Origin of the sequence: Bradyrhizobium sp. LTSPM299 (assembly GCF_000938235.1) — a bacterium.
GTDB lineage: Bacteria > Pseudomonadota > Alphaproteobacteria > Rhizobiales > Xanthobacteraceae > Bradyrhizobium.
In genome coordinates this window covers 103,344-128,280 of the sequence record NZ_JYMU01000049.1, presented here as the reverse complement: position 1 = coordinate 128,280, position 24,937 = coordinate 103,344, and the positions used below count along the sequence as shown (strand labels likewise).

Annotated in this window: 22 protein-coding genes; 8 read left to right on the top strand and 14 right to left on the bottom strand. The window is 64.2% G+C overall.

The annotated features are described in order from the left end of the window. Positions 1–91 precede the first annotated feature (91 nt). Positions 92–721, bottom strand: a complete 630-nt coding sequence (locus UP10_RS23770) for an NUDIX hydrolase (RefSeq protein WP_044589667.1) — start codon at positions 719–721, stop codon at positions 92–94. A gap of 92 nt (positions 722–813) precedes the next feature. On the opposite strand from UP10_RS23770, the gene UP10_RS23765 reads away from it, so the two are divergent. From UP10_RS23765 to UP10_RS23755, 3 genes are all read left to right on the top strand, one after another. After that, complete coding sequence (locus UP10_RS23765) at positions 814–1,239, top strand: PaaI family thioesterase (RefSeq protein WP_044589666.1); 426 nt, start codon at positions 814–816, stop codon at positions 1,237–1,239. Positions 1,240–1,341: 102 nt separating this feature from the next. Continuing rightward, positions 1,342–2,352 (top strand): aldo/keto reductase, encoded by a 1,011-nt coding sequence (locus tag UP10_RS23760; RefSeq protein ID WP_044589665.1) that lies wholly within the window; start codon positions 1,342–1,344, stop codon positions 2,350–2,352. Positions 2,353–2,474: 122 nt separating this feature from the next. Beyond that, positions 2,475–2,669 (top strand): hypothetical protein, encoded by a 195-nt coding sequence (locus UP10_RS23755; protein WP_044589664.1) that lies wholly within the window; start codon positions 2,475–2,477, stop codon positions 2,667–2,669. A gap of 98 nt (positions 2,670–2,767) precedes the next feature. On the opposite strand, the gene katG is transcribed toward UP10_RS23755, so the two are convergent. Beyond that, positions 2,768–4,960: a catalase/peroxidase HPI gene (gene katG / locus UP10_RS23750; RefSeq protein ID WP_044589663.1), complete on the bottom strand. Its 2,193-nt coding sequence runs from the start codon at positions 4,958–4,960 to the stop codon at positions 2,768–2,770. Positions 4,961–5,072: 112 nt separating this feature from the next. On the opposite strand from katG, the gene UP10_RS23745 reads away from it, so the two are divergent. Beyond that, the gene (locus tag UP10_RS23745; protein ID WP_044589662.1) at positions 5,073–6,032 is read left to right on the top strand and encodes a hydrogen peroxide-inducible genes activator; all 960 of its coding nucleotides are present in this window, start codon (positions 5,073–5,075) and stop codon (positions 6,030–6,032) included. A gap of 302 nt (positions 6,033–6,334) precedes the next feature. Here the strand turns inward: UP10_RS23745 and UP10_RS23740 are convergent, their stop codons facing one another. The 5 genes from UP10_RS23740 to UP10_RS23720 all read right to left on the bottom strand — a co-directional run bounded on the left by UP10_RS23740 (position 6,335) and on the right by UP10_RS23720 (position 11,667). After that, positions 6,335–8,326, bottom strand: a complete 1,992-nt coding sequence (locus UP10_RS23740) for a DEAD/DEAH box helicase (protein ID WP_044589661.1) — start codon at positions 8,324–8,326, stop codon at positions 6,335–6,337. Between the two features lie 231 nt (positions 8,327–8,557). Further along, positions 8,558–8,905 (bottom strand): hypothetical protein, encoded by a 348-nt coding sequence (locus tag UP10_RS23735; RefSeq protein ID WP_044590075.1) that lies wholly within the window; start codon positions 8,903–8,905, stop codon positions 8,558–8,560. 361 nt (positions 8,906–9,266) lie between these two features. Then, complete coding sequence (blaBJP, locus tag UP10_RS23730; RefSeq protein ID WP_044589660.1) at positions 9,267–10,154, bottom strand: BJP family subclass B3 metallo-beta-lactamase; 888 nt, start codon at positions 10,152–10,154, stop codon at positions 9,267–9,269. 153 nt (positions 10,155–10,307) lie between these two features. Beyond that, positions 10,308–10,994, bottom strand: a complete 687-nt coding sequence (locus UP10_RS23725) for a haloacid dehalogenase type II (RefSeq protein ID WP_044589659.1) — start codon at positions 10,992–10,994, stop codon at positions 10,308–10,310. A 34-nt stretch (positions 10,995–11,028) separates the two neighbouring features. Continuing rightward, positions 11,029–11,667: a CGNR zinc finger domain-containing protein gene (locus UP10_RS23720; RefSeq protein ID WP_044590074.1), complete on the bottom strand. Its 639-nt coding sequence runs from the start codon at positions 11,665–11,667 to the stop codon at positions 11,029–11,031. A gap of 141 nt (positions 11,668–11,808) precedes the next feature. Here UP10_RS23720 and UP10_RS23715 point away from each other — a divergent pair, with 141 nt between their 5' ends. Together UP10_RS23715 and UP10_RS23710 are read left to right on the top strand one after the other, a co-directional pair. Continuing rightward, positions 11,809–12,504, top strand: a complete 696-nt coding sequence (locus UP10_RS23715) for an alpha/beta fold hydrolase (RefSeq protein WP_044589658.1) — start codon at positions 11,809–11,811, stop codon at positions 12,502–12,504. A 43-nt stretch (positions 12,505–12,547) separates the two neighbouring features. Beyond that, entirely contained in the window at positions 12,548–13,405 is an 858-nt protein-coding gene (locus UP10_RS23710) for an alpha/beta fold hydrolase (RefSeq protein WP_044589657.1), read from the top strand. A 54-nt stretch (positions 13,406–13,459) separates the two neighbouring features. Here UP10_RS23710 and UP10_RS23705 read toward each other — a convergent pair whose 3' ends face one another. From UP10_RS23705 to UP10_RS23690, 4 genes are all read right to left on the bottom strand, one after another. Then, complete coding sequence (locus UP10_RS23705) at positions 13,460–14,254, bottom strand: IclR family transcriptional regulator (protein WP_044589656.1); 795 nt, start codon at positions 14,252–14,254, stop codon at positions 13,460–13,462. Further along, entirely contained in the window at positions 14,251–15,969 is a 1,719-nt protein-coding gene (locus UP10_RS23700; protein WP_082077232.1) for an FAD-dependent oxidoreductase, read from the bottom strand. The genes UP10_RS23705 and UP10_RS23700 overlap by 4 nt, the downstream gene beginning before the upstream one ends. Positions 15,970–15,979: 10 nt before the next feature. Then, on the bottom strand, positions 15,980–17,194 hold the full coding sequence (locus tag UP10_RS23695; protein WP_044589654.1) for an ABC transporter substrate-binding protein: 1,215 nt from the start codon (positions 17,192–17,194) through the stop codon (positions 15,980–15,982). Between the two features lie 310 nt (positions 17,195–17,504). Beyond that, positions 17,505–18,152 (bottom strand): glutathione S-transferase family protein, encoded by a 648-nt coding sequence (locus tag UP10_RS23690; RefSeq protein ID WP_044589653.1) that lies wholly within the window; start codon positions 18,150–18,152, stop codon positions 17,505–17,507. A 318-nt stretch (positions 18,153–18,470) separates the two neighbouring features. Here UP10_RS23690 and UP10_RS23685 point away from each other — a divergent pair, with 318 nt between their 5' ends. Next, positions 18,471–19,910 (top strand): MFS transporter, encoded by a 1,440-nt coding sequence (locus tag UP10_RS23685; protein ID WP_197086887.1) that lies wholly within the window; start codon positions 18,471–18,473, stop codon positions 19,908–19,910. A 151-nt stretch (positions 19,911–20,061) separates the two neighbouring features. On the opposite strand, the gene UP10_RS23680 is transcribed toward UP10_RS23685, so the two are convergent. Next, positions 20,062–21,363 (bottom strand): PQQ-dependent sugar dehydrogenase, encoded by a 1,302-nt coding sequence (locus tag UP10_RS23680; RefSeq protein ID WP_044589652.1) that lies wholly within the window; start codon positions 21,361–21,363, stop codon positions 20,062–20,064. Positions 21,364–21,757: 394 nt separating this feature from the next. Here UP10_RS23680 and UP10_RS23675 point away from each other — a divergent pair, with 394 nt between their 5' ends. Further along, positions 21,758–22,054: a hypothetical protein gene (locus UP10_RS23675; protein WP_044589651.1), complete on the top strand. Its 297-nt coding sequence runs from the start codon at positions 21,758–21,760 to the stop codon at positions 22,052–22,054. A 105-nt stretch (positions 22,055–22,159) separates the two neighbouring features. Here the strand turns inward: UP10_RS23675 and UP10_RS23670 are convergent, their stop codons facing one another. After that, positions 22,160–23,425, bottom strand: coding sequence for a serine hydrolase domain-containing protein (locus tag UP10_RS23670; RefSeq protein ID WP_156180222.1), 1,266 nt, complete (start codon positions 23,423–23,425; stop codon positions 22,160–22,162). A gap of 136 nt (positions 23,426–23,561) precedes the next feature. After that, positions 23,562–24,764, bottom strand: a complete 1,203-nt coding sequence (gene glf, locus UP10_RS23665; protein WP_044589649.1) for a UDP-galactopyranose mutase — start codon at positions 24,762–24,764, stop codon at positions 23,562–23,564. Positions 24,765–24,937: the final 173 nt, after the last annotated feature.

Sequence of the window (24,937 nt, the reverse complement as noted above, 5' to 3'; positions counted from 1 at the left end):
GTTGTAGCAAGCGCGGGCGCGAAGTCAGCCCGGAATCGAATCGCCCGAGGGCAACGGGATGCCGCGACACGGCCGAGAATATCACTCCTCCCTACTTCCAGGCGAACACCGGCTGTTCCAGATCGGCGACGCGGGTGGTGCGCCCGGCCAGCAATTCGCGGAATTGATAGATCAGCGCCGCCGTCGGTGCATGGATCTGCTGGCCGCCGAGACGGAAGCGGATCACCCGCCGCGTGCTCTCGGGGATCGAGACGAAGCTGAACGCGCCCTCGGCCTCGATCGCATCGAGCCCGATGCGGTGGACGGAAGCGACTTCGTCCGGGTTCGGCGTGATCGCGGCCCGCTTGCCCGCCCAGACCACGACCGGCGTGATCAGATAGCCGGAGCGCGTCGGATAGTCGTCGAGCATGGCGAGCACGTCGGTTTCATCCAGCGCGAGCCCAAGCTCCTCGTGCAATTCGCGCAGCGCCGCTTCGACCTGCGTCTCGCCGGCATCGCAGCGCCCGCCCGGCAACGCCCATTGCGCGCTGTGAGACCGCAGGCTGGCGCTGCGGCGGGTCAAGAGAAACGCGGTGCCGTTGCCGTCATCGGCTTCGGTCAGCGCAATCGCGACCGCTGCGTGCTTCAGTGGCGTGGCCGGCGCCGGCGGCGCCAGGCGCGTGAATGCGGCGCAGAGCTCTGCGATATTCCGCCGGGTGGCATCGTCAAATGTGCGGGCCATTGAGCTTGACTACAACACTCCTGCGATTGATGAAATGACCGGAACGACATGCCTCCTGCGATCAATCATCGGCAACCAACGGACCCCACGACATGACGGTCAAGGCCGCGGACAAACTCAAATCCGACGGCTGGAAGGTCGCGGAGACCACCGGCTTCCTGACACTGATCGGCCCGTTGTGGGAGCGGTTGAACGACGGCTCCCTTGAGCTCGCGCTGATCACCGAGGACAAGCACCACAACCGCCGCGGTCTCGTGCAGGGTGGCGTGATCATGACCTTTGCCGACCGCGCCTGCGGCATGGCCGCGCGTTTCGTCTCGGGCAAGCCGACGCTCGCGACCGTGCAGCTCGACACCCATTTCGTCGACGCCGGCAAGATCGGCGATATCCTGACGACCCGCCCGCGTGTGGTGCGTTCGACCCGCAGCCTGATCTTCATCACGGCCGAAGTAACGGTCGACAAGCGCTGCATCGCGATGGCCAATGGCGTGTTCAAGATTCTGAAGAACGAGAGCTGACCAACGTCGTTCCGGAGCGATGCGCAGCATCGAATCCGGAACCTCGAGATTCCGGGTCTGGTCCTTCGGACCATCCCGGAATGACCCCGGGAGGAGTGCACGATGCAATACCGTCAACTCGGCAGCAGCGGCCTGAAGATTTCGCCGATCTGCCTCGGCACCATGATGTTCGGTGGGCCGACCGATGAAGCGACCTCGTCGCGGATCGTCGCGAGGGCGCGCGAGGCCGGGATCAACTTCATCGACAGCGCCGACGCCTATAATGGCGGCAGGTCCGAGGAGGTCGTGGGCCGCGCGATCTCGAGCCAGCGGTCGAACTGGATCCTCGCCACCAAACTCGCCAACCCGATCGGCGACGATCCCAATCATGGCGGATTGTCGCGGCGCTGGGTGCTGCAGGCCGCCGACGAGAGCCTGAAGCGGCTGGCGACCGACTACATCGACATCTACTACCTGCACAAGGAGGACCATGCGACGCCGCTCGATGAGACCGTGCGCGCGATCGGCGACCTGATCCGCGCCGGCAAGGTGCGCTATTTCGGTGTCTCGAATTACCGCGCCTGGCGCGTCGCCGAGATCTGCAACATCTGCGACCGGCTCGGCATCGACCGCCCGATCGCAAGCCAACCCTATTACAATGCGATGAACCGGATGCCCGAGGTCGAGCACTTTCCGGCCTGCGGCTTCTACGGCCTCGGCATCGTGCCCTACAGCCCGTTGGCGCGCGGCGTGCTGACCGGCAAATATGCTCCCGATGCCGCGCCAGCGGCGGACAGCCGTGCCGGCCGCAACGACAAGCGCATGATGCAGACCGAGTGGCGGCCGGAATCGCTCAAGCTCGCGCAGGAGATCAAGCATCACGCTGAAGCGCGCGGCATCACCGCCGGGCAATTCGCGGTGTCCTGGGTGCTAAACTCGTCGTTCGTGAGCGCGGTCATCGCCGGCCCGCGCACCGAGGCGCAGTGGGACGATTACATCCGCGCGCTCGACTACACATTCACCGCAGAGGACGAAGCCCTGATCGACCGCCTCGTTGTCAGCGGCCATCCGTCGACGCCGGGGTTCAACGATCCCGCCTATCCGATCGAAGGGCGACGGGCGCGAACCGAATAGCCCTGACGGTATTGCAACGCGACCGTTCGCCTCGGCAGCGCCGAAGCTACGTTTCGTAGCTTCCGAATTGCGCAAGCCCTGAGCAGGCTGCAACATCAGCACATGACTATGCTGGTGCTGCAATGGCCGTACCCAATATGCTCGACTGGATCGTGGCGCTCCTGGTTTGCTGGGCGAGCCTGACCGCGATCGTCCAAACTCCGCACGAGGCCGCACAGTGCGATGTTCCATACGTAACCAACAGTGCGCCGCCAATCCCGACTCCAACTCAGGCGGAGATCGAAGAGATGATCCGGGACATGAAGCTTCACGATTGAGCGGAACGGACAAAACTCGGGGAGCCTTCGCGATACCCCTGAAATGAAACAGGGCGGCGCCGAAGCGCCGCCCTGGTCTGGTGACCGTTGACGGCCGGTTACTTGACCAGCTCGAAGCGGTCGAGGTTCGCCACCTTGGTCCACGCGGCGACGAAGTCCTTGACGAACTTCTCCTTGGCATCGGCGGAGGCATAGACCTCGGCGAACGCGCGCAGCTGCGAGTGCGAGCCGAAGATCAGGTCGGCACGGGTGCCGGTCCACTTGACCTGCTTGGTCTTGCGATCGCGCGCCTCGTACACCTCATGGGAGTCAGGATGGGAGCCGGCGACCGGATCCCACACGGTGTTCATGTTGAGCAGGTTGACGAAGAAATCGTTGGTCAACGTGCCCGGCTTGTCGGTGAGGACGCCGTGCTTGGACTTGCCCGTGTTGGCGCCGAGCACCCGCAGGCCGCCAACCAGCACCGTCATCTCAGGCGCGGTCAGCGTCAGCAGTTGCGCCCGGTCGACCAGCAGCGCCTCGACCGACACCGGATGCTTGCCGCGGATATAGTTGCGGAAGCCGTCGGCGGTCGGTTCCAGCGCGGCAAAGGAGTGAGCGTCCGTCTGCTCCTGCGAGGCGTCGGTGCGGCCCGGCGTGAAGGGCACTTTCACGTCATGGCCACCGTCCTTGGCGGCCTTCTCGACCGCGGCGGCGCCGCCAAGCACGACCAGGTCGGCGAGCGAGACTTTCTTGTCGCCGGTCTGCGCTGCGTTGAACTCCTTCTGAATGCCTTCGAGCTTGGACAGCACCTTGGCGAGTTCGGCCGGCTGGTTGACGTCCCAGTCCTTCTGCGGCGCGAGACGGATGCGGCCGCCATTGGCGCCACCGCGCTTGTCCGAGCCGCGGAACGTCGAGGCCGACGCCCAGGCGGTCGAGACCAGCTCGGAGACGGAGATGCCTGCACTGAGGATCTTCGCCTTCAGGCTGGCGATGTCCTGCTCGCTGACCAGCTCATGATTGATCGCCGGGATCGGATCCTGCCATAGCAGTTCCTCCTTCGGCACCAGCGGGCCGAGATAGCGCACGATCGGCCCCATGTCGCGGTGGGTCAGCTTGAACCAGGCGCGGGCGAACGCGTCGGCGAACTGATCCGGGTTCTCGTAGAAACGACGCGAGATCTTTTCGTAGGCCGGGTCGGCCTTTAGCGCGAGGTCGGTTGTCAGCATCGCCGGCGCGTGACGCTTCGCGGAGTCGTGCGCGTCAGGCACCGAATTGGCGCCCGCGTCGTGCTTCGGTTTCCATTGATGGGCACCCGCCGGGCTCTTGGTCAGCTCCCACTCGTAACCGAACAGGTTCCAGAAGAAGTTGTTGCTCCACTTGGTCGGCGTCGAGGTCCAGGTGACTTCGAGGCCCGAGGTGATCGCGTCACCCGCGATACCCGTAGCGTGGCTGCTCGACCAGCCGAGACCCTGCTGCTCGATCTGGCCGCCTTCCGGCTCCGGACCGACCAGCGAGGCATCACCGGCGCCGTGGGTCTTGCCGAAAGTGTGACCGCCGGCGATCAGCGCGACCGTCTCTTCGTCGTTCATCGCCATGCGCGCGAACGTCTCGCGGATATCGCGCGCCGAGGCGAGCGGATCCGGCTTGCCGTTCGGGCCTTCCGGGTTGACGTAGATCAGGCCCATCTGCACGGCGCCGAGGTGACCGTGAAGCTCGCGGTCACCGGTGTAGCGCTTGTCGTCGAGCCACTTGGCTTCCGGACCCCAATTGACGTCCTGCTCGGGCTCCCAGACGTCGGCGCGGCCACCCGCAAAGCCAAACGTCTTGAAGCCCATCGATTCCAGCGCAACGTTGCCGGCGAGGATCATCAGGTCGGCCCAGGACAGCTTCTTGCCGTACTTCTGCTTGACCGGCCACAACAGCCGGCGCGCCTTGTCGAGGTTGGCGTTGTCAGGCCAGCTGTTGAGCGGCGCAAAGCGCTGCTGACCGGCCCCGGCGCCGCCGCGGCCATCGCCGATGCGATAGGTGCCGGCGCTGTGCCAGGCCATGCGGATGAACAGCGGCCCGTAATGGCCGAAATCGGCCGGCCACCAGTCCTGCGAATCCGTCATCACATGGTGCAGGTCCTTGATCACGGCATTGAGATCGAGGCTCTTGAATTCCTTGGTGTAGTCGAAGCTCTCGCCCATCGGGTCCGAGAGGTTCGACTGCTGATGGAGAATGCCGAGGTCGAGCTGGTTCGGCCACCAATCACGGTTCGATGGTGCGGATTTCCCGCCTGAAAACGGGCATTTTGCTTCTTCTGACATTACCGGCTCCTTTGGTGGTTGGGGGTTCCAACCGTTCCGCGTGGAATCATTCTACGAAACCCATCCCATCAGGGGAAATTGACTTTAATGATCGCATCGATAAGATAATCTGATGATAAACGTCACACTGCGGCAACTTCGCTACTTCGATGCGCTGGCCCGCCACAGCCATTTCGGACGCGCGGCGGATGCCTGCGCGATCTCGCAGCCTGCGCTGTCGATGCAGATCCGTGAAATGGAGCAGGCGGTCGGCGGCGTGCTGATCGAGCGCGGCGCGCGTCAGGTCAGCCTGACGAAATTCGGCGAGGAGCTGCTGCATCGGGTCCGCGACATCCTGCGCTCGGTCGATGAGCTCGGCGACTTCGCGCGCGCCTCGCGCGACCGGCTCGCGGGGCGCTTGCGCGTCGGCATGATCCCGACGATCGCGCCCTATCTGTTGCCGAGAGTGATCGAGAATCTGGCCCGCGCGCATCCGGAGCTCGACATTCATGTCCGCGAGACGCTGACGCCGAAACTGATCAAGGAGGTCGCGGAGGGCCGGCTCGATACCGCGATCGTGGCGCTGCCGGTGTCGGAACCGTCGCTGACCGAGGTCGCGCTGTTCACGGAAAACTTTCTCCTGGTGCGGCCGGCCGAAGCCGCGGGAACGCCGGTGCCGTCGAGCGAGATGCTGCGCGAGATGCGGCTGTTGCTGCTCGAGGAGGGTCATTGCTTCCGCGACCAGGCGCTGTCGTTCTGCAATATGCAGTCCTCGCCGCCGCGCGAGGTGCTGGACGCGAGCTCGCTGTCGACGCTGGTCCAGATGGTCGGCGCCGGCATCGGCGTCACCTTGATTCCGGAAATGGCGGTCGCGGTGGAAACCCGCTCGGCGCCGGTTTCGGTCTCGCGCTTCAAGAACCCGCAGCCCTCGCGCACCATCGGCATGGTCTGGCGCAAATCCAGCCCGCTCGCCGGACAGCTCCAGCAGATCTCCGAAGTCGTCCGCCTCGCCGCCGCCGCACTGCGCGCGCCGAAGGGGGATGGTGGGGCAAAGGAGGCGCCGAAGCGCGTGGCGGGATCCAGTCGGAGGTAAGGGTGCGCTGGCGGCCCTCCATCCCAACCCTCGGTGTCGTCGCCCGGCTTGTCCGGGCGATCCAGTATTCCAGAGACAGTTGTGCTTGAGCCGATGGGCCGCGGCGTACTGGGTCGCCCGGTCCCTGTGCGGAATTGCGCACAGGCCGGGCGATGACAATTGTGGATGGGGACGCAGCTTCGCATTCTCGCGACATGCCCTCATCAATCAGTTCGCCCGGGCCCCCCTCTCCCCAAGCCTCTCTCGCAAGGGGAGAGGGAGCCTGATGAGCGTGCTCACCTCACTTGGATGCGAGCGACAGATCAGCCGCGATGCTTCTTCTTCGGCTTCTTTCCGAATGCGCCCTTCGCGGGGGGCGTGCCGGCCGAGTGTCGGCGTCCGGTGTGGCCGGACTCGTCCTGATGTTTCTTTTTCTTGTCGAAACCAGGCTTCTTCGTGAAGCCCGGCTCTCCACCGAATTTCGCGCCCTTCTTACCGTGCGGCTTGCCGCGGTGTTCGGTTGGCGCTTCGTCGCGTCGAGGCGCGCGGTGACCGGCGTCGCCGGCATCGCGCCAAGGTGCGTGCGACGGCTTTTCCGAAGACGCCTGACCTGCGGATGCCTCACTTGGGGACCCGTCTGCCAGCGGCTCAATGCGGATGGTGTCTTCCTTGTCCGGACGCCGGATCTTGACCGCGAAGGAGTCTGCGACCCGCGCCGCAATTTCGAACTCGGTGGTGGTGTCCATCACCTTGATGGAGCCGATGTCATTCTTGTCGATGCCGCCGCGACGGCAGATCATCGGCAGCAGCCAGCGGGCTTCGGCATTCTTTTTTCGTCCGATGGACGCGCGGAACCAGACGGTGGCCTCGCCCATGCCGTGACGCGCAGATGATTTTCCGCCCTTCGCGCGGGGCGCGGCGGGACGATCGTCGCCGCGCGACGGTCGGATGTTGTCCCGGCCGCGATCGTCACGATCCTTGTCACGATCTCTGCCTCTGTTTTGGCCCGGATCGAGAATGTCTTCGGGTGAAGGAAGCCGCGCGCGATAGAGGCGCGCGAGCGCCGCAGCGATGGTCTCGGGCGACCGCTCGGCCAGCAATGCCTGCGCCAGCATCAGATCGTCTGATGTCGACTCTTCGGTGAGCACCGGATCATGCAACATGCGCTCGTGATCGAGCTTGCGGATTTCGTCCGGCTGAGGCGCGGTGCCCCAGACCGCGTCGATGCCGGCCGTCCTCAGCAGCAGTTCCGCACGCCTCAATCTTGCCGGCGGTACCAGGAGAATACTGACACCCTTTCGGCCGGCGCGGCCGGTGCGGCCGGAGCGATGCTGCATGACCTCGGCGTCATTGGGCAGATCGGCATGGATGACGAGATCGAGATTCGACAGGTCGATGCCGCGCGCCGCCACGTCGGTCGCCACGCAGACACGGGACCGTCCATCGCGCAACGACTGCAGCGCCTGGGTTCGCTCGTTCTGGGTCAATTCGCCTGACAGAGCGACCACGGAAAAGCCGCGCTCCAGCAGCGCCGCCTGCAAATGCCTGACGGCATCCCGCGTATTGCAGAACACCAGCGCGCTCGGCGATTCGAAAAAGCGCAGCACGTTGACGACCGCGTGCTCGACATCGCTCGGGGCGACCCGGATGGCGCGGTACTCGATATCGGCATGACCGCCTTCGTCGCCGGCGACCTCGATCCGAAAGGCGTGCTTCTGATACTGCTTTGCCAGCGCGACGATGCCGCGCGGAAACGTCGCCGAGAACAGCAACGTGCGGCGCGTGTCCGGCGTGGTCTTGAGGATGAATTCCATATCCTCGCGAAAGCCGAGATTGAGCATTTCATCGGCCTCGTCGAGAACGACGACCTTCAGGCCGGAGATGTCGAGATGGCCGCGCCGCAGATGATCGCACAACCGGCCGGGCGTCCCGACGACGATGTGAGCGCCGGCGGCCAACTCGCGTTGTTCGCGACGCGGGTCCATACCGCCGACGCAGGCGATGACGCGCCCATCCGCATATTGATAAAGCCATGCGAGCTCGCGCTGGACTTGCAGCGCAAGTTCGCGCGTCGGGGCGACGATCAAGGCCAGTGGCGCGGCGGCCCGTTCGAACCGCTCGGCGCTATCAAGCAGATCGGTAGCAATCGCCAGCCCGTAGGCGACGGTCTTGCCGGAGCCGGTCTGGGCCGAAACCAGCAGGTCGCGGCTGGCGGCTTCGGTCGCGAGCACGGCGAGCTGAACGGGGGTCGGCTGGTCATAGTTGCGCTCGGCCAAAGCTCGGGCGAGCGGCGCAGTTGTCGTCGGAAAGGACACGAGATGGAACCTTGGTTGGGTCAGGCGCAGACCATCGGGCCTGATGACTCGATGCTGCGAGCCCGGCAGGCGGCACGGCCGCGCGCGTGGCGATCTGATTTGAGGGTGCTTTACGCCAAACGAGGCCAAATCACCATGCCCGACGCATGATTGCGTCGCGTCTCTTTGAATCTTGGCTTCCAGCAGGGGTTGGTGAACGGTTGATGCGCGAACAGCCCGCCCCGGCTAACTTTATTTCGCCTTGAGCGCCTTTTCGTGGGCTTCCAGCGCTGAGGTCGTCAGCTTCGGCAGGTTCCTGGCGTAGGTCTCGATGAAGGTCGCGTCGCCGCAGGCCTTGGGATCGTGCGTCGCCTGCTCGGCGAGACGCGCGGCCTTGGCCTCGCACTTCGCGAACATGTGCCAGAACCAGTCCGCGTTCTGGTCGAGCGCAGCCTTGTTCTGCTTGATCACGGCGGCCCCGACCGCGCTCATGGCGCTCACGGCGCCTGCGCTCAGCGTGCTGATGGCGTGCGGGTTCAGGATATCCTCGCGCTTATGCGCGTCGGCATTGGTCGCGGTCGCTCGTCCCTTGGTCGGCATGTTCGGCTCCTGACATGTCCAGCTCGGTGCGAGCATCCGCCTCGGCGGTTGACGAACACTCAAGGGAGATGGGGTGAAAAGCGTATTGGATTTCGCTCCGGTTTTATGCGTTTCAGAGGCATCGGGGCCGATGGCTCCCCTTGTTCATCCTCGCCGACATCACACGCGCTTTTGTTGCGCCACGCACGTCACCGCCATCATTCCGGGGCGTGCGGAACACGAGCTGTGATGCGCAATTGCGCATCTGAGAATCCATCGAGCCGCAAACTTCGTGGATAAATCGATTCCGGGCTCTCGCGAAGCCTTGTCATCGGGCCGCGCTTTGCGCGGACCCGTTGGCGTGCCCCGAAACAGCGGAGAGCTAATTCGCCTTCTGCATCGCGGCGGTCTGCTTGGCGAGCTGCTTGTCGAAATCCTGCTCGAGCCCGGCCACGTAGGTCGCATTCTCGCCGGACTTGACGAACGGGTTCTGCGTGCCGTCCTTCATCAGCGCGCGCTTGGCCTGCATGTCGTAGACCTCCGGATGCGGCCCGAGCAGCACGTCGACCTTCATGCCCTTCACCTTGGCGAAGGTCGCGCGATAGTCATCGACGATGCCGGCATGCGTGGGGGTTCCGACCAGCCGGTTCAGGGCGACGGTTCCGCTGCAGAAGAACAGCACGGTGCGGTCCTGATCGCTATCGTGGACGGTCATCTCCCAGCTGGTGCAGCCGGGCGAGTGGCCGGGCGTTTCGTGCGCGATCAGTGTGGTGTCGCCAAGCGTCACCTTGTCGCCCTCACCGACGGCGCGATCGACCTTCACCGCCGGAAAGGCCAGATCGGCATTCTTCTCGTCGCCCGGATAATAGCCGCCTTCGAGCAGGGGCACGTCGCGCTTGCCGGCGATCATTTGCGCGCCGCTCTCCTGCTTGATCTCGGCAAAGCCGCCGGTGTGATCGAAATGGGCATGGGTGTTGAGGATATATTTGATATCGCCGACCTTGAAGCCAAGCTTGGCGATGTTGTCCTTGATCATGCCGGTCGACTGCGGAAGCGCGGTGTCCATCAGGATCAGGCCCTGCGAGGTCTTGATGATGTAGACCGCAATCCCGTCGGTGCCGACATAATAGATGTTGCCGATCAGCTGGAACGGCTCGAACGGCGTGGTCCACTTCTTGGTGACGGCCGCCAGAAAATCCTTCAGCGTCTGCGCCTGCGCGCCTGATACCATCAGCGCCAGTGCGCACAGCGCGGCTGCGAGTGTTTTCATCGTTGTCTCCCCTGCATATTCTTCTTGCTTATGACGATGCGGCAGTTTGCGTGGTTTTGCCTGTCGTCGCAAGGCACCTCGGCGCGGCAGGCAACGGGGTCGCGCCGGAATTTTTTCGTCGCGCCGGCGGAATAATCGCCTGTCGGCGGGCCGTCAGCCGCCCGCTTTGTAACGGTGGATCAGCTGGTCGGCGACATCATCGAGGTTGTCGCCGACCACCTGCGGCTGCGGGCCGACGCCAAGCAGATCGTTGCCGGGACGCTTGATCAGCGCGGCCTCCCAGCCGGCCGCGACAGCGCCGAGCGTATCCCAGGTGTGGCAGGCGATCAGGCAGAACTGCGAGGCGGGGACGCCGAGCTCCTTCTCGACATAGCCGTAGGCCTGGCGCGACGGCTTGTGGTGTTTGACGCCGTCGGCGGAAAAGCGCCGCTCGAACAGGTCGACGATGCCGCCGTTCGTCAGCTGGCGGGTCTGCACCTCGAGCAGATTGTCGGTCAGCGTGAACAGCCGGAAGCCGGCCGCGCGCAGCTTGCGTAGCGCCGCCGGCACCTCCTTGTGCGGCGGCATGGTCGAGAATTTCTCGGTCAGCTCCTTCTTGTCTGACTCGTCGATCCTGATGCTGCGCGTATCGGCCAGCATCTTCATCACGGCGGCGCCGATATCGGTGAACGGCACGTAGCAGCCGGCTACCGTGAGCGAGGCGGAGTACATGATGAGGTTCGCGAACCACAGCCGCATCGCGCTGTCGTCTTTGAATATCCGTGCGAACACCGGCTCCATGGTGTCGAGATCGAGCAGGGTTTCGTTGACGTCGAATACGATCAAGGGAAGCGTCGCCATTTTGTTTTTCTCCTGTTGGTGGTCTTTGCTGGTTTCAGCCCCTGTCTTTGATCCGGTTGCGATGCGCGGCCTGCTTGGCGCGATTGCCGCAAATCGCCATGCTGCACCATCGCCGCGCGCGCGCTCGCGTGTGATCGGCGAACATCAGCGTGCAGGCCGGTCCCTCGCACGCCTTGATGTCGGTAAAACTCTCCTCGCAGACGACCTTGGCCATCGCCTCGCCGACCGGCAGCAGCAATGACTCGGCCGAACGCCAGCGCCGCGTCCGCTCCAGCGTGAAACCATCGCCACCACCGTCTCGATCCTCATGACGATGCGGCACGATCCGGCTGAAGGCCTCGTCACGCTCGAGCAGACGGTTGAGCGGCTCCAGCTCCCGCAGCGCCTTCGGCGTCAGCGGCCGGCCCATATGCTTGCGGACGAAACCGCGGAACCATTCGCGCAAATCGCGCGCCAGGTCGGCAACTTTGTCGAGCTCGCCAGCAACAGCGCCGACCTTCAGTTCGTCAATCACATCTGAGGGAACGAGGTCCGCCTGCCTGAGCCAGCGTAGCAGGCCTTCACCATCGGCGATCCAGTCGACCGGCGTATCGACGGGGGTCGCAATCGAATTGATGAAATCGAGGCCCAGCGTGTCAGCGATGAAGATGGCTGGCGGATGCGATTGCAAAATGAGGCCCTCCTGGCGGCGTCTTTCGGCGCACCGCAAATAACCGGTTTGGAGCCTGTTGACAAGTTACGCATAGCAAGCCATAAGTGACGTAACCTGTCAAATGACATTTAAACGGTTACTAACAAAACACAGGAGCGGCAGATGGCGAACAAGGATGTCAGCGTGGTGCTTGCCCATGGCGCGTGGGCTGACGGTTCGAGCTGGGCGCGGGTGATCACGGCGCTCGATGCTGATGGCATCAAGGCGGTGGCAGCGCCGCTGCCGCTGACCTCGCTGGCCGACGACGTCGCAGTGTTGACCCGCACGCTGGAGCGCGTCGAAGGCGACATCGTGCTGGCCGGGCACGCCTATGCCGGCGCCGTCATCGCCGAAACGCGATCGCCGCGCGTCAAGGCACTCGTCTACGTCGCGGCGCTGGCGCCCGATGAGGGCGAGACGGTCGCCGATGTGTTCTACCGCCTGCCGCCGCATCCGTTCGCGCCGAAGCTCGCGCCGGACGCCAATGGGCTGATCTGGCTTCCCGAGCCGGCTTTCGCATCGGCCTTCGCGCAATGCGCCAGGTCTGAAGATCTCGCCGTGCTCGCAGCGGTGCAGCGGCCGATCTCACCGGCCTGCATCACCGTGCCGGTCGGCCGTCCGCTCTGGAAGGACGTGCCGTCCTGGTTCCTGGTCGCCGAGGACGACCGGATGATCGCGCCCGAGACCCAGCGCTTCATGGCCGCGCGGATGAAGGCCGTGATCCGCGCGCATGCCGTCGATCACAGCCCGATCGTCACGGCACCAACGCAAGTCGCCGACATTATCAAGGACGCGGTCCACAGTATTTCACAGCGCTGAGAACCCCCGCTTACAGGCAAGTCATCATCACAAGGAGCGACAGATGTCCCAGATCAAATTCCGCACCGCCGATGTCGACGGTTTCAAGGTGTTCTATCGCGAGGCCGGTTTATCAGGCGCGCCAAAGCTGCTGCTGCTCCACGGCTTCCCGAGCGCCGGGCACATGTTCCGCGATCTGATCCCCCTGCTCGCTGACAAATTCCACATCGTGGCGCCGGACCTTCCCGGCTTCGGCCAATCGGACATGCCGGCGCGCGACAAGTTCAGCTACACGTTCGACAATATTGCCGGTGTGATCGACCGCTTCACCGAGGTGATCGGCTTCGATCGCTTCGCGGTCTACGTGTTCGACTATGGCGCGCCGACCGGCTTCCGCATCGCCGCCAAGCATCCGGAACGGATCACCGCCATCATCTCGCAGAACGGCAATGCCTATGAAGAAGGCCTGAGCGAGGGCGGCTGGGCCCCGATCCGCGCCTATTGGCAAGACCCGTCGCCGGCGAACCGCGACGCCTTGCGTGCCTTCCTGACGCCGGAGACGACGCGCTGGCAATACACCCATGGCGTCCCCGATCCGGAAGCCGTGTCGCCGGATGGACAAAACCTCGACAATTTCTACATGGGGCGTCCCGGCGCCCACGACGTGCAGCTCGACTTGTTCGGCGACTACAAGAGCAACGTCGCGCTCTATCCGACTTTTCAAAACTATTTCCGCACCCATCAGCCGCCGTTCCTCGCGGTGTGGGGCAAGAACGATCCGTTCTTCCTGCCGCCGGGTGCGGAAGCGTTCAAGCGCGACAACCCGAACGCGGTGGTCCGCTTCCTCGACACCGGGCACTTCGCGCTGGAGACGCACGCCGCCGAGATCGCGGACAGCATCCGCGAACTCCCGAGTCGCTGACACCACGTGCGGCGCGATCGGGCGCGGTGCTCGGGCCCGATTTGCCCGTTTCACTCACCCCGTCGCCCGCACCGTGCCATAGCCCAGTTGACGCGAGATATCGCCGGCGCAGCTGTGCAGCGCGGTCGCGATCGCACTGTCCCAACCGGCATCGAAGGTCCCCTCGGGCCCCATCGCGGTGATGACGAGCGTGACACGGCCGGTATGGTCGAACACGGGTGCGGCAAAGGCATTGACGCCCGGCAATGGATCACCAAGCGCGCGCGCCAGCCCGCGGCTACGCACCTCGGCGAGTATTTCGGCGACCTTCGGGCTCTTCGGCGCGCGCTTCGGGTTGTAGCCGACGCCGAGGCGATCGAGGCCGCTCTCGAGCGCCGCCTTCACGGTGTTTTGCGGCATGAATGCAGCGAATGCCCGGCCAGTCGCGGTTTCGAGCAGCGCTACCACCGAACCGACGCGCATCGCGATATGCACGGGATGGCTCGGCTCCTCGAGGCGCACCACGGTCGGCCCGTGGGTGCCCCACACCGACAGCGACACCGCATGGTCGATGGTGCCGGCGAGTGCCGCGATCCGCGGCGTCGCGATCCGCACCGCTGACAGGCGGCGCAGGCTGATCAGGCCGAGCTCGAGCGCCAGCGCGCCGATCTCGTAGCGTCCGGTGGCCTCGTCCTGCTCGATCAGGCCGATGCGAGAAAAGCTCACCAGATAGGGGTGCGCCTTGGCCGGCGGCATGCCGGCCTCGCGCGCGAGATCGCGCAGCATCATCGGCTCGCCACTGCGGGCGAGCGCGCGCAGTAATTCCCCGCCGACCTCGATCGATTGGATGCCGCGGCTTTCTCTGGTCATGTGCCCCCGTTTACAGCGCCGGCAAGATGACGTCCGGCGATATAGCCGAAGGTCAGCGCGGGACCGAGCGTGATGCCGGCGCCCGGATAGTTGCCGCCCATGATGCTCGCCATATCGTTGCCCGCGGCATAGAGCCCGGGAATGACCCGCCCCTCGGCGTCCAGCGCTCGCGCATGCGCGTCGGTGACGATGCCGGCATAGGTGCCGAGATCGCCGATCACCATCTTGATCGCGTAGAACGGCCCCTGCGCGATCGGCGCGACGCAGGGATTGGGCCCGTGCAGCGCGTCGCCCTGGTAGCGGTTATAGGCGCGCGAGCCCTTGCCGAACGAAGGATCGCGGCCCTCCGCGGCGGCGATGTTGAATTCGGCGACCGTGGCCTCCAGTCCTCCGGCATCGATCCCGGTCTGCGCAGCGAGTTCGGCAAGGGTGTTGCCGCGTTTCAGATAGCCGGTCTTGAGATGATGGCCTGTTGGCATCGGGCGCGGCGGCACGCAACCGAGGCCATATTTGCGCAGCGTCTGGTGATCGCAGAGCAGGAAGGCTGCGATCTCCTCGCCGGGTTTTGCCGCCTTCATCATCTCCTGCACGAAGTCGTGGTAGGAATTGCCTTCGTTGGCGAAGCGCTTGCCGTCGCGCATCACCGCGATCACGCCGGGCTTGGCGCGGTCGATGAAGTGCGGCATCACGCCCTTCGAACCGTCCTTGCGCGTGGTGACGGAGACCGGCACCCAGGCTGCCGCGTTCGGCAGCGAATCCTCGACGCGGCCACCGGCGGATTCGGCGAGCCGCAATCCGTCGCCGGTGTTGCCGACAGGGCCAGGCGAGTAGTGCTCTTTGCCGGTTGGGGCATGCGGGAACATCTTCTGCCGCCGCGCGACATCATGCGGAAAGCCACCGCAGGCGAGCACCACGCCACGCCTGGCGTTGATGCGGACCGTGCGCCCGTCGCGCATGACGATCGCGCCGCGCACCACGCCATTCTCGACGATCAGCTCGCGCACCGGCGACGACAGCCAGAGCGGGACGTTCAGGTCGAAGGCGGATTTCGCCAACCTCCCGGCAAGCGCATTGCCGTTGGTCAGCGTCATGCCGCGGCCGTGGCGGATCACGTCGCCGGCGTGCTTCGACAGGCGTTTGGCGACGTAGAACGCCGAGGTGAACGACCGCGTCGCGCGCATGAAATGGACGATCTCCTTGCCGGAGCCGAGCATCATGCCGAACACGGTGAGCTCGGGCAGCGGGCTGCCGAGATTAGCGATGGCCGGCCCAAGCTCTCGGCCGTCGAACGGGCGGGCGACCATGGAGCGGCCGCCCTGCGCGCCGCCGGGCGCCTCGGCGTGATAATCCGGGAAGGTCAGCGGCATGTCGAAGCGCACCGCCGTCTTCGTGGTGAAGAAGTCGATCGCCTTCGGCCCTTCGGTCAGGAAGGCATCGACGCGGGCGGCGTCAAAACTGTTGCCGGCCTCGTGCCGCAGATACGCCCTCGCCTGATCCGGGCTCTCCGCGATGCCCCAGGCTTTCGCCAGCGACGTGCCGGGGATCCAGAGCCAACCGCCGGAGCGCGCGGTGGTGCCGCCGAACCGCGGCTCCTTCTCGACCACGAGGACCTTGAGCCCGTGATACGCCGCGGTAACGGCGGCCGACAGGCCGCTGCAGCCGGAGCCGACCACCAGCGCGTCGCATTCATACGTCTCATGTGCGTCGTTTGCCACGCGACCGATCCTACTTCTTCAACAGCGGGCACTTGGATTCCGACACCGGACGGAACGCATCCTCGCCCTTCACCGTCTTGACGATCTCGAGATAGTCCCAGGGCTCCTTGGACTGTTCCGGCGACTTCACCTTGGCGAGATACATGTCGCGGATCACGCGACCGTCCTCGCGCAGCCGGCCGCCATGGACGAAAACATCCTCGATCGGCAATTCGCGCATCTTCGCCATGACCTTCTGCGGATCGTCGGTGCCGGCAGCCTTGATCGCCTTGAGATAATGCAACACCGAGCCGTAGACGCCGGTGTGGATCATGGTCGGCATGACGTTGGCGCGGGCGAAGAATTTCTTCGACCAGGCGCGGGTCGCTTCATCCATGTTCCAATACGACGCCGTCGTCATATAGGTGCCTTGCGCCGACTTCAGCCCGACGGCATGGACGTCGGTGTCGAACATCAGGAGGCCGACCAGCTTCTGGCCGCCTTGCACCAGGCCGAATTCGCTGGACTGCTTGATCGCATTGTCGGTGTCCTGGCCGGCATTGGCGAATGCCACCACATCGGCCTTCGAGCTCTGTGCCTGCAGGGCGAAGGAGGAGAAGTCTGCGGTGTTGGTCGGGTGGCGCACGCCGCCGAGCACCTTGCCGCCCATCTCGTTGACGAAGCGGGTGGCATCCTTCTCGAGCTGCTGGCCGAAGGCATAGTCCGCGGTGATGAAGAACCAGGATTTGCCGCCCTCCTTGATGACGGCCGAGGCCGTGACCTTCGACAGCGCGTAGGTGTCGTAGGTGAAGTGCACGGTGTTGGGGCTGCACAGCTCGTCGGTCAGCGAGCTTGCGCCCGGGCCGGAGAGCAGCGCGATCTTGTTGCGCTCGCGGACCATATTGTGAACCGCGATCGCGATGCCGGAATTCGGGATGTCGACGACGGCGTCGACCTTGCTGTTGTCGAACCAGCCGCGCACGATCTGGACACCAACATCGGTCTTCATCTGGTGGTCGGCGCTGATGATCTCGATCGGCTTGCCGAGCACGGTCGGCCCGAATTCCTCGACCGCCATTTTGGCCGCTTCGACCGAGCCTGGCCCGCTATTGTCCCGCCCCCAGCTCGATAGATCGGTGAGCACGCCGATCCGCACGAAGTCGTCGGAGACCTGCGCATGGGCAGCCGATGTCATCGCCGCAACGACGGCGAGCGCAAGAACGTGTCGCACAAGGACGTGTCTCATGGGTTCCTCTCCCTTTGTCCGCTCTGCGGCGGGTTTTTTGATCTCCTAGGAATTAGTAATTATCTAATCTATTTGTCAACAGCGAATTGATGCGCAACCGCGCCCGAAGGTTTGGCACTTCCGGGCGACCTCATCAGGCCAGCGACTGGTTCCGGCACAACGCGCCGCGACCCCACGAGATCAACCGGATCGATGCCGAGGCGGCGGACGCGCCGCGCTTCGCCGCGCCGATGGTTTTCATGGAGCTGGGGCCACGCGACTTGGTCGTAGACCCGAACCTGCTGTCGGCTCAGCTTTATGAGCTAATGTTTCAGCTGGTTGATGGGGCGTTGATCGCAAATTGCGCGGCGAAAGCCCGGATATAAGCGGGCCGAGCTTCCCCGCGAGCGACATAGGCAGCCAGGTTTTGATATTCGTCCAAAATGCCCGACATTCTTAGTCGCAGCAGCACTGATACCATCAATAAATCGCCCGCGCTGAACGCATCATCGAGCCAGTCGGCGACGCCTAAGCGAGCCGAGAGTTGATCCAGCCGGGCGCGAACACGGTCCTTTACCAACGGCAAGCGCGCCTCGCTCCAGGACTTGCCAGCTTCGAGTATCTTTGCCGTCGCTAATTCAAGGACCGGCGGCTCGACGGTGTTAAGTGCGACAAACATCCACGTGATCGCGCGCGCGCGGGCATCGCGATCCTTCGGCAGCAGGCCCGCATGCTGCTCAGCAAGATGAAGGACGATCGAGCCGGTCTCGAACAGCGAGAGAGAACCTTCCTGATAGGTGGGGATCTGGCCGAAGGGATGGATGGCCAGATGGTCAGGCGCTTTCATCGCTGCGAAGGAAACCAGACGAACCTCATAAGGCTGTCCGACTTCTTCGAGCGCCCAGCGAACGCGCGTATCGCGCGCCAGTCCCTTGCCGCCATCGGGCGATCGTTCAAATGCTGTGATCGTGATCGTCATCGCATCCGTTTCCAGGCTCGGGCGAATTTCTTCGGCTTCCCATTGTGACGACGGATGAGCCTCCCGGAAAGCGACATCGGCCTTGAACTATTTTCATTGCTGGGCGCAGATCGCGAATGCCCGCTTCTGCGCGCGCCCGCCTAACCATTCTTGACAGTGTAAAGATTTCCCTTGACAGCGTCACGGCTCGGCCTCTATGGTATCTTTACAGTGTAAAGATACCATACGCCGTCTGGGTTCGAGCCAACCAGCGCGCCTTCTGCTGCGCCCTCCGCTCCGGCAGCTCATGTTGCAAGCATTCTTTCTCAGGGGGTGGATTTGCTCCAGGTCACTGCTGCCATCGACAATTCCGCGAAGCTCAGCCGATCGACCAAAATCCTCTATGGGCTTGGCACGATCGCATTCGGCGTCAAGGATCAGGGATTCAATTTCCTGCTCCTGATCTTCTACAATCAGGTGATCGGCTTGCCGGCACAAGCCGTCGGCAGCGCGATCCTGGTCGCGTTGCTGATCGATGCGTTTCTCGACCCTGTCGTCGGCCAGATCTCGGACAACTGGCGATCACGCTGGGGACGCCGGCATCCATTCATGTATGCCGCCGCGATTCCGGCTGCACTGTCCTATGCCTTGCTGTGGACGCCTCCCAAATGGTCAACAGAGGGCGTGCTGGCCTATCTGATCGTGACGACGATCGTCATTCGCAGTTTCATCACCCTGTACGAGATACCAAGCTCCGCGCTGGGTGCGGAACTCACCCGCGACTATGATGAGCGAACCAGCCTAATGAGCATTCGATACTTCTTCGGCTGGCTTGGCGGTCTTGGCATGGCGCTGGCCGCCCTGCAGATATTTCTAAGGCCGGATGCGACCCATCCCGTCGGACAGCTCAATCCGACCGGGTATCTGCACTACGGCATGGCCGCCAGCCTGGTCATCCTGGTGGCAATCCTCGTGTCGACATCAGGCACCCACAGGTTCATCGCCAGGCTCTCCGTTCCCGCCCCGCACAACCACACCATCGGCGGACTTGCGCGGGAGATGATCAGCACCCTATCCCATCGTCCGTTCCTGGTGCTGCTGCTGACGGCGTTCTGCAACGCCGCGGGCCAGGGCCTGGTTCAGTCGTTGAGCCTGTACGTCAGCACCTACTTCTGGGGTCTTGGCGCGGCGCAGATCTCGCTGTTCGTCTTTGCCGGCTTCGTTGCAACGATCCTGGCGTCCGTACTCGCGACGCCATTGTCCAGGCGCATCGGCAAGAAGACGGCCGCGATCTGCTGCCAGCTGTTGGCGCTTACGTTTGCCGCCTCACCAATCGCGCTGCGGCTCCTGAACCTGTTCCCCGGCAATGAGGAACGGGCGCTGTTGCCCATTCTGATGGTCTTCACCGTCCTGTCGACGACGTTTTCGATCATGACGGTGATTCTCATTGCGTCCATGATGGCCGACGTCGTGGAGGACTCCGAGAAGCGAACCGGACGGCGTTCGGAAGGGTTGTTCATGGCCGCCAACGCCTTCGTCAACAAGGCGGTCTCGGGCCTTGGCATCTTCACGGCGAGCATGATGCTCGCGTTTGTGGGTTTTCCCGAAGGCGCGTCACCCGGTCAGGTGCCGGCCGACGTGATTCGAAATCTCGGTATCACCTATGTTCCGTTCCTCGCGGTCCTCTACGGCGCGGCGGCCCTCGTGATGTCGCGGTACTCCATCTCCCGCAGCAGCCATGAACAGACGCTGCGGGAGCTGGCCGCGACCAAGCCCTGAGCAGAGCCCGGCATCACCGGGACCCGCGCCGAGACGTGCGGTGGTGCGACTAGAGCTATTTCCGTTCCGATAGAATCGGAACGGAGCTCCAGACTTTTGTTTTGACGCGTTTTCTTCACACGAACCGGTATCCACTTCGCTCGAAAACGCTCTAGGCCCCCGTCACGCGCCAGATCACGTTGCCGACGTCGTCGGCCATCAGCAGCGAGCGGTCGGGGCCGAGCGCGACGCCGACCGGGCGGCCGTAGGAGACCTTCTCGTCGGGCGCGAGGAAGCCCGACAGGATGTCGCGCGCAGGACCGGAGGGACGGCCGTTCTCGAACGGCACGAACACCAGTTTGTAGCCCGACAGCGTCGAGCGATTCCACGAGCCGTGCTGGCCGATCACCATGCCGTCCGGAAAGCCCGGCAGCGTGCCTGACGGCATCCAGCACAGGCCGAGCGAGGCAGTGTGGCCGCCAAGCGCGTAGTCCGGTTGGATCGCCTTGGCGACCATCGTCGGATCCTGCGGCACGCGGTCGTCGACCGTCTGCCCCCAATAGCAATAGGGCCAGCCATAGAAACCGCCGTCGCGCACCGAGGTCAGGTAGTCCGGCGGCGTCTCGTCGCCGATCCCGTCGCGCTCGTTGACGACGGTCCAGAGCACGTTGGTCTTTGGCTCCCATGCCAGCCCCACAGCGTTGCGCAGGCCGCTGGCGAAAATGCGGCTGTTGCCGCTGGCGAGATCGAGCTCGTAGATCGCGGCGCGGCCTTCCTCGACCTCCATCCCCATCTCGGCGATGTTGCTGAGCGAGCCGACGCCGGCATAGAGCTTGGTGCCATCGGCGCTCGGCAGCAGGCTGCGGGTCCAGTGGCCGGCGGGCTTGAAGGTCACGAGCTTGCGTCCCTGCGCGGTGATGCGGTCCGCACCCGCGACATAGGGAAAGGCCACCACGCCGTCGGTGTTGCCGACATAGAAGGTGTCGCCGACCAGCGCCATGCCGAACGGCTGGCTCAGGCCCTCCATGAAGGCGCCGCGGGTCTCGGCGACGCCGTCGCCGTCGCGATCGCGCAGCAGCGTGATGCGGTTGGCGCTGACGCCGAGCGCGGCGGCGCGGCGCATCGTTGCCTGCATCGCATAATGAAACACGGTCCGCGGCGTGCCTGCGATCTGGGTCGCTTCCGCGATCAGCACGTCGCCATTCGGCAGCACGTTGATCCAGCGCGGATGGTCGAGCCCGGTCGCGAAGGCATTGACCTTGAGCCCGGGTGCGGCGGTCGGCTTTTGGCCCGGGTCCCAGCCCCTCGCCGTCGGCATCTTGAGCGTCGGAAGCGCGCCTTGCGACTTCGCCTCTGGAATCTCCGGCGTCAGGCCCCAGGCCGGCTTGGGCTCTGCGCCTTGCCGTCGCCGCCACGCCACAGCGCCGGCGCCGATTCCCGCCACGACGCGCGCAAAAATACCGGACATGCTCATGAAGTTCCCCTTTTTGATGGCGCACGATCCGGCGCGGGTTGGGTGGGTTTCGTCGGCAGCCGCCGCCCCTCCGGGGCCGGAGGGCATTCGCATTGGCGCTGACGCAGATGACAGTAGTTATACTATCTTAGCATTGGCCTCCGAATCGAGGAGATTAGGTGGGCGTTCTCTGTCAGAGCGCTTCCTCCCTTAACTTTTGCCCGCCGCAGTGGCGGGCCTTTTTTCCGGAACGCTGCCAACAAGCGGGCGGCCTCCCTCGGATATGGGCGGCAGATGGGCGCTCACCGGAAAATGATGACGCGCCGGCCGCGTGTCACGTTCAAGAGTTGATCAGGGAATCGGGAACGCTGCTCCATCAGGGTCGTTGGTCGCAACACCAGCAAGGAGCATGTGAATGCAGCACAAGATCAAAATACTGTCACTGGTTGCAGCGTCGCTGCTTGCAACGACCGCAGGCGCGTTCGCGCAAGGTTACGATCAATATGGTCGCATTGTGGGGTGGCAGCGACCCGCGCCGCGCACTGAAACAGTGCAGCCGCGGGTGAACTATAATCCAGCTCAGCCAAGCTGGTATGATTCATACGGATCGTACAATGGCACCAACCATCCGACACCGAGTTCGACGCAGGGTGACGTCGGGCCAGAGGGCAACAACAATGGCACGCTGACCGGCGTCTACCGGCAGTGGTAGCAGACGCAGAATTGAGGCCTATCGCTCGACGAGCGGTGGGCCTTTTTTTGTTGTCCCGCCGTGAAGAGGACGTCAGAGCCTGATCACACGATGCGATGACATCGCTCACTTCACCATCGCGCCGTAGACGATGTCCTGGACATTCTCACGATAATATTTGCGGAGTTCGCCGGGCGCGGCCGTTCCGACCACCACGACGAGGCGCTCCTTCGGATCGCAGAAGAACTGCGTGCCGTAGGCGCCGTTCCAGGTGAACTCGCCTGGATTGCCCGGCACCGACGACAGGCCTTCGCTGGTGCGCACCGCGACCGCAAGCCCAAAACCGAAGCCGCCGCGATGCGGCTCGACATTGGCGACGTTGTTCTTGATCTCGGGCCCGAGATGGTTCGACGTCATGAGATGCACCGTCTTCGGGCTCAGAATCCGCTTGCCGTCGAGCTCGCCACCGTTGAGCAGCATCTGCCCGAAGCGGAGATAGTCGCCGACTGACGCGAACGAGCAGGCGCCGCCGCAATCGAACTTGGTCGGCGTGTCGAGCAGCGAGATCGCCTGCGGCTTGCCGGTGAGCGGATCGTCGGCGAACGGACGGGCAAGACGCGCGCGCTGCGCATCCGAGGGATGGAACGTCGCATCCTTCATGCCGAGCGGACCCCATACATTGGCCGAGAGATAGTCGCCGAGCCGTTGGCCGGAGACTTTCTCGACGACGGCGCCGAGCACGTCGATCGAGAAGCCGTATTCGAATTCCGTCGACGGCTGATGCACCAGCGGCAGCTTTGTAATGCGGTCGATGAAGGCCTGGGTGTCGCCTTCACGCGCCGGTGCCGTACCTTCGGGGTAGAGACGCATCAGTGCGCTCGTACTGTCGGGGCGCCCGCCATACATCAGGCCGGAGGTGTGGCGATAAAGGTCGTGGATGAAGATCGGTGACGCCTGCGGGTCCATCTTCAAGGAGCCGTCCGGCTGCGGCACGCCGACTTTCATGTCGGCGAAACCAGGATAGTAGTCGGCGGCCTTGGCCTGCAGCGGCAGCCGGCCCTGCTCCATCAGCGTGAGGCCGGCGACCGCCGCCATCGGCTTGGTCATCGACGCCAGCGCGAACACCGCATCGAGCGGCATCGGCGTGCCCTTGGCCGCATCGAGCTGGCCGTAGGCCTTGTAATAGACGAGCTTGCCGTCGCGCGCGATCGCCACGACCGCACCGGGCACGCGCTTGGCCGCGATCTCGCGAGCGAAGAAGTCATCGAGCCGCGCCAGCCCCTTCTGCGAGAAGCCGGCCTGGTCGGGCTTCGTCTCGGGCAGCGGCGCGGCGTGGGCGATGTCGAAAGCGATGCCGGCGGCAAATGCCGCGGCGACGATGAGTTTTTTCATTATTTCCTCCCAAAGGGAGGAGCAATGTCGGACGATTGTCGCGCGGTTACAATGTCCGCCGCGTGCATGCGCCCATGTTGTCTGCGCCGATCCATCGCACCCTGCAGACTCGCCCCAATCAGTGGGTGACGCAAATCTAGGCCGGCTGGAGCGACAGGTTCGCGTCGCGCACCTCGCGAAGCTCGGCCGGCTGGCCGCCGAGGATCGGCTCGACCTCTTGCTCGAAGGTCTTGAGCGCGGCCCCGATCGCCTGGTGCATGTCGAGATATTTGTAGGAGCCGAGCCGGCCGCCGAAGATGACGTTCGGATGCGAGGACGTCATCGCGTGATAGGACGCCAGCATTGCCCGGTCGGCGGCAGTGTTGATCGGATAATACGGCTCGTCTTCGCGGCGGGCAAAGCGGGAATATTCGCGGTAGATCGTCGTCCTAGCTTGCGTATGCGCGCGCTCCGGATGCAAATGCCTGAATTCGTGGATGCGGGTGAAGGGCACGTCTTCATCCGCGTAGTTGATGACGGAGGCGCCCTGGAAGTCGGCGACGTCATGCACCTCGCGTTCGAAGTCGACGGTGCGCCAGCCGAGATGGCCGCAAGCGTAGCCGAAGAAACGATCGATCGGCCCCGTGTAGATGACGAGCTGCCGCGGCGTGATCTGATCGGCGACGTCGAAATAGTCGACGCCGAGCTGAACCGAGATCTTCGGATGATCGAGCATCCGGCGGAAGATCGCGGTGTAGCCATCGACCGGCATGCCTTCATGGCGATCGGCGAAATAGCGGTCGTCGAAGGAGAACCGGACCGGCAGGCGGCCGATGATGTCGGCCGACAGCTCGCGCGGATCGGTCTGCCATTGCTTCTGCGTATAGCCGCGGATCAGGAGATCGTAGAGCGTGCGGCCGACCGAGGCGATCGCCTTGTCCTCGAGGTTTTGGACGCCGGCCGCGTCATGGGCCTCCGCCTCGGCTGCGATCGCCGCGCGGGCCTGTTGCGGCGTCATGATCCGGCCGAACGCCGCGCACACCGTCGACAGGTTGATCGGCATCGAATAGACGCGGCCCTTCGCCACCGTGAAGACGCGGTGGCGATAGTCGGTGAACTCGGTGAAGCGGTGCAGATAGCGCCACACCGCCTCTGAATTGGTGTGGAAGATGTGGGTGCCGTAGCGATGCACCTCGACGCCGCTGTCGGAATCAGCTTCCGAATAGGCGTTGCCGCCGATATGGGGCCTGCGGTCGAGCACGCAGACCGAACGGCCGAGTTGGCTCGCCACCTGCTCCGCGATCACAGCGCCGAAAAAGCCCGCGCCCACCACGACGACGTCGAAGCTATCAAGCTGCATCTGGCCCCCGCCCCCCGCATGTCGGCCCCGGGCGATGACCCGCCACGAATCCCGATGGACCTTCAACGCGGCGGCACGGCAGTTCGGGCGAAATAAATGCAGGTGCGCCTGATAATTCCGAGCCCGGAACGGCCGTCTCGACCGTTCAACGGAGAGCACGCAAGACGACGTCG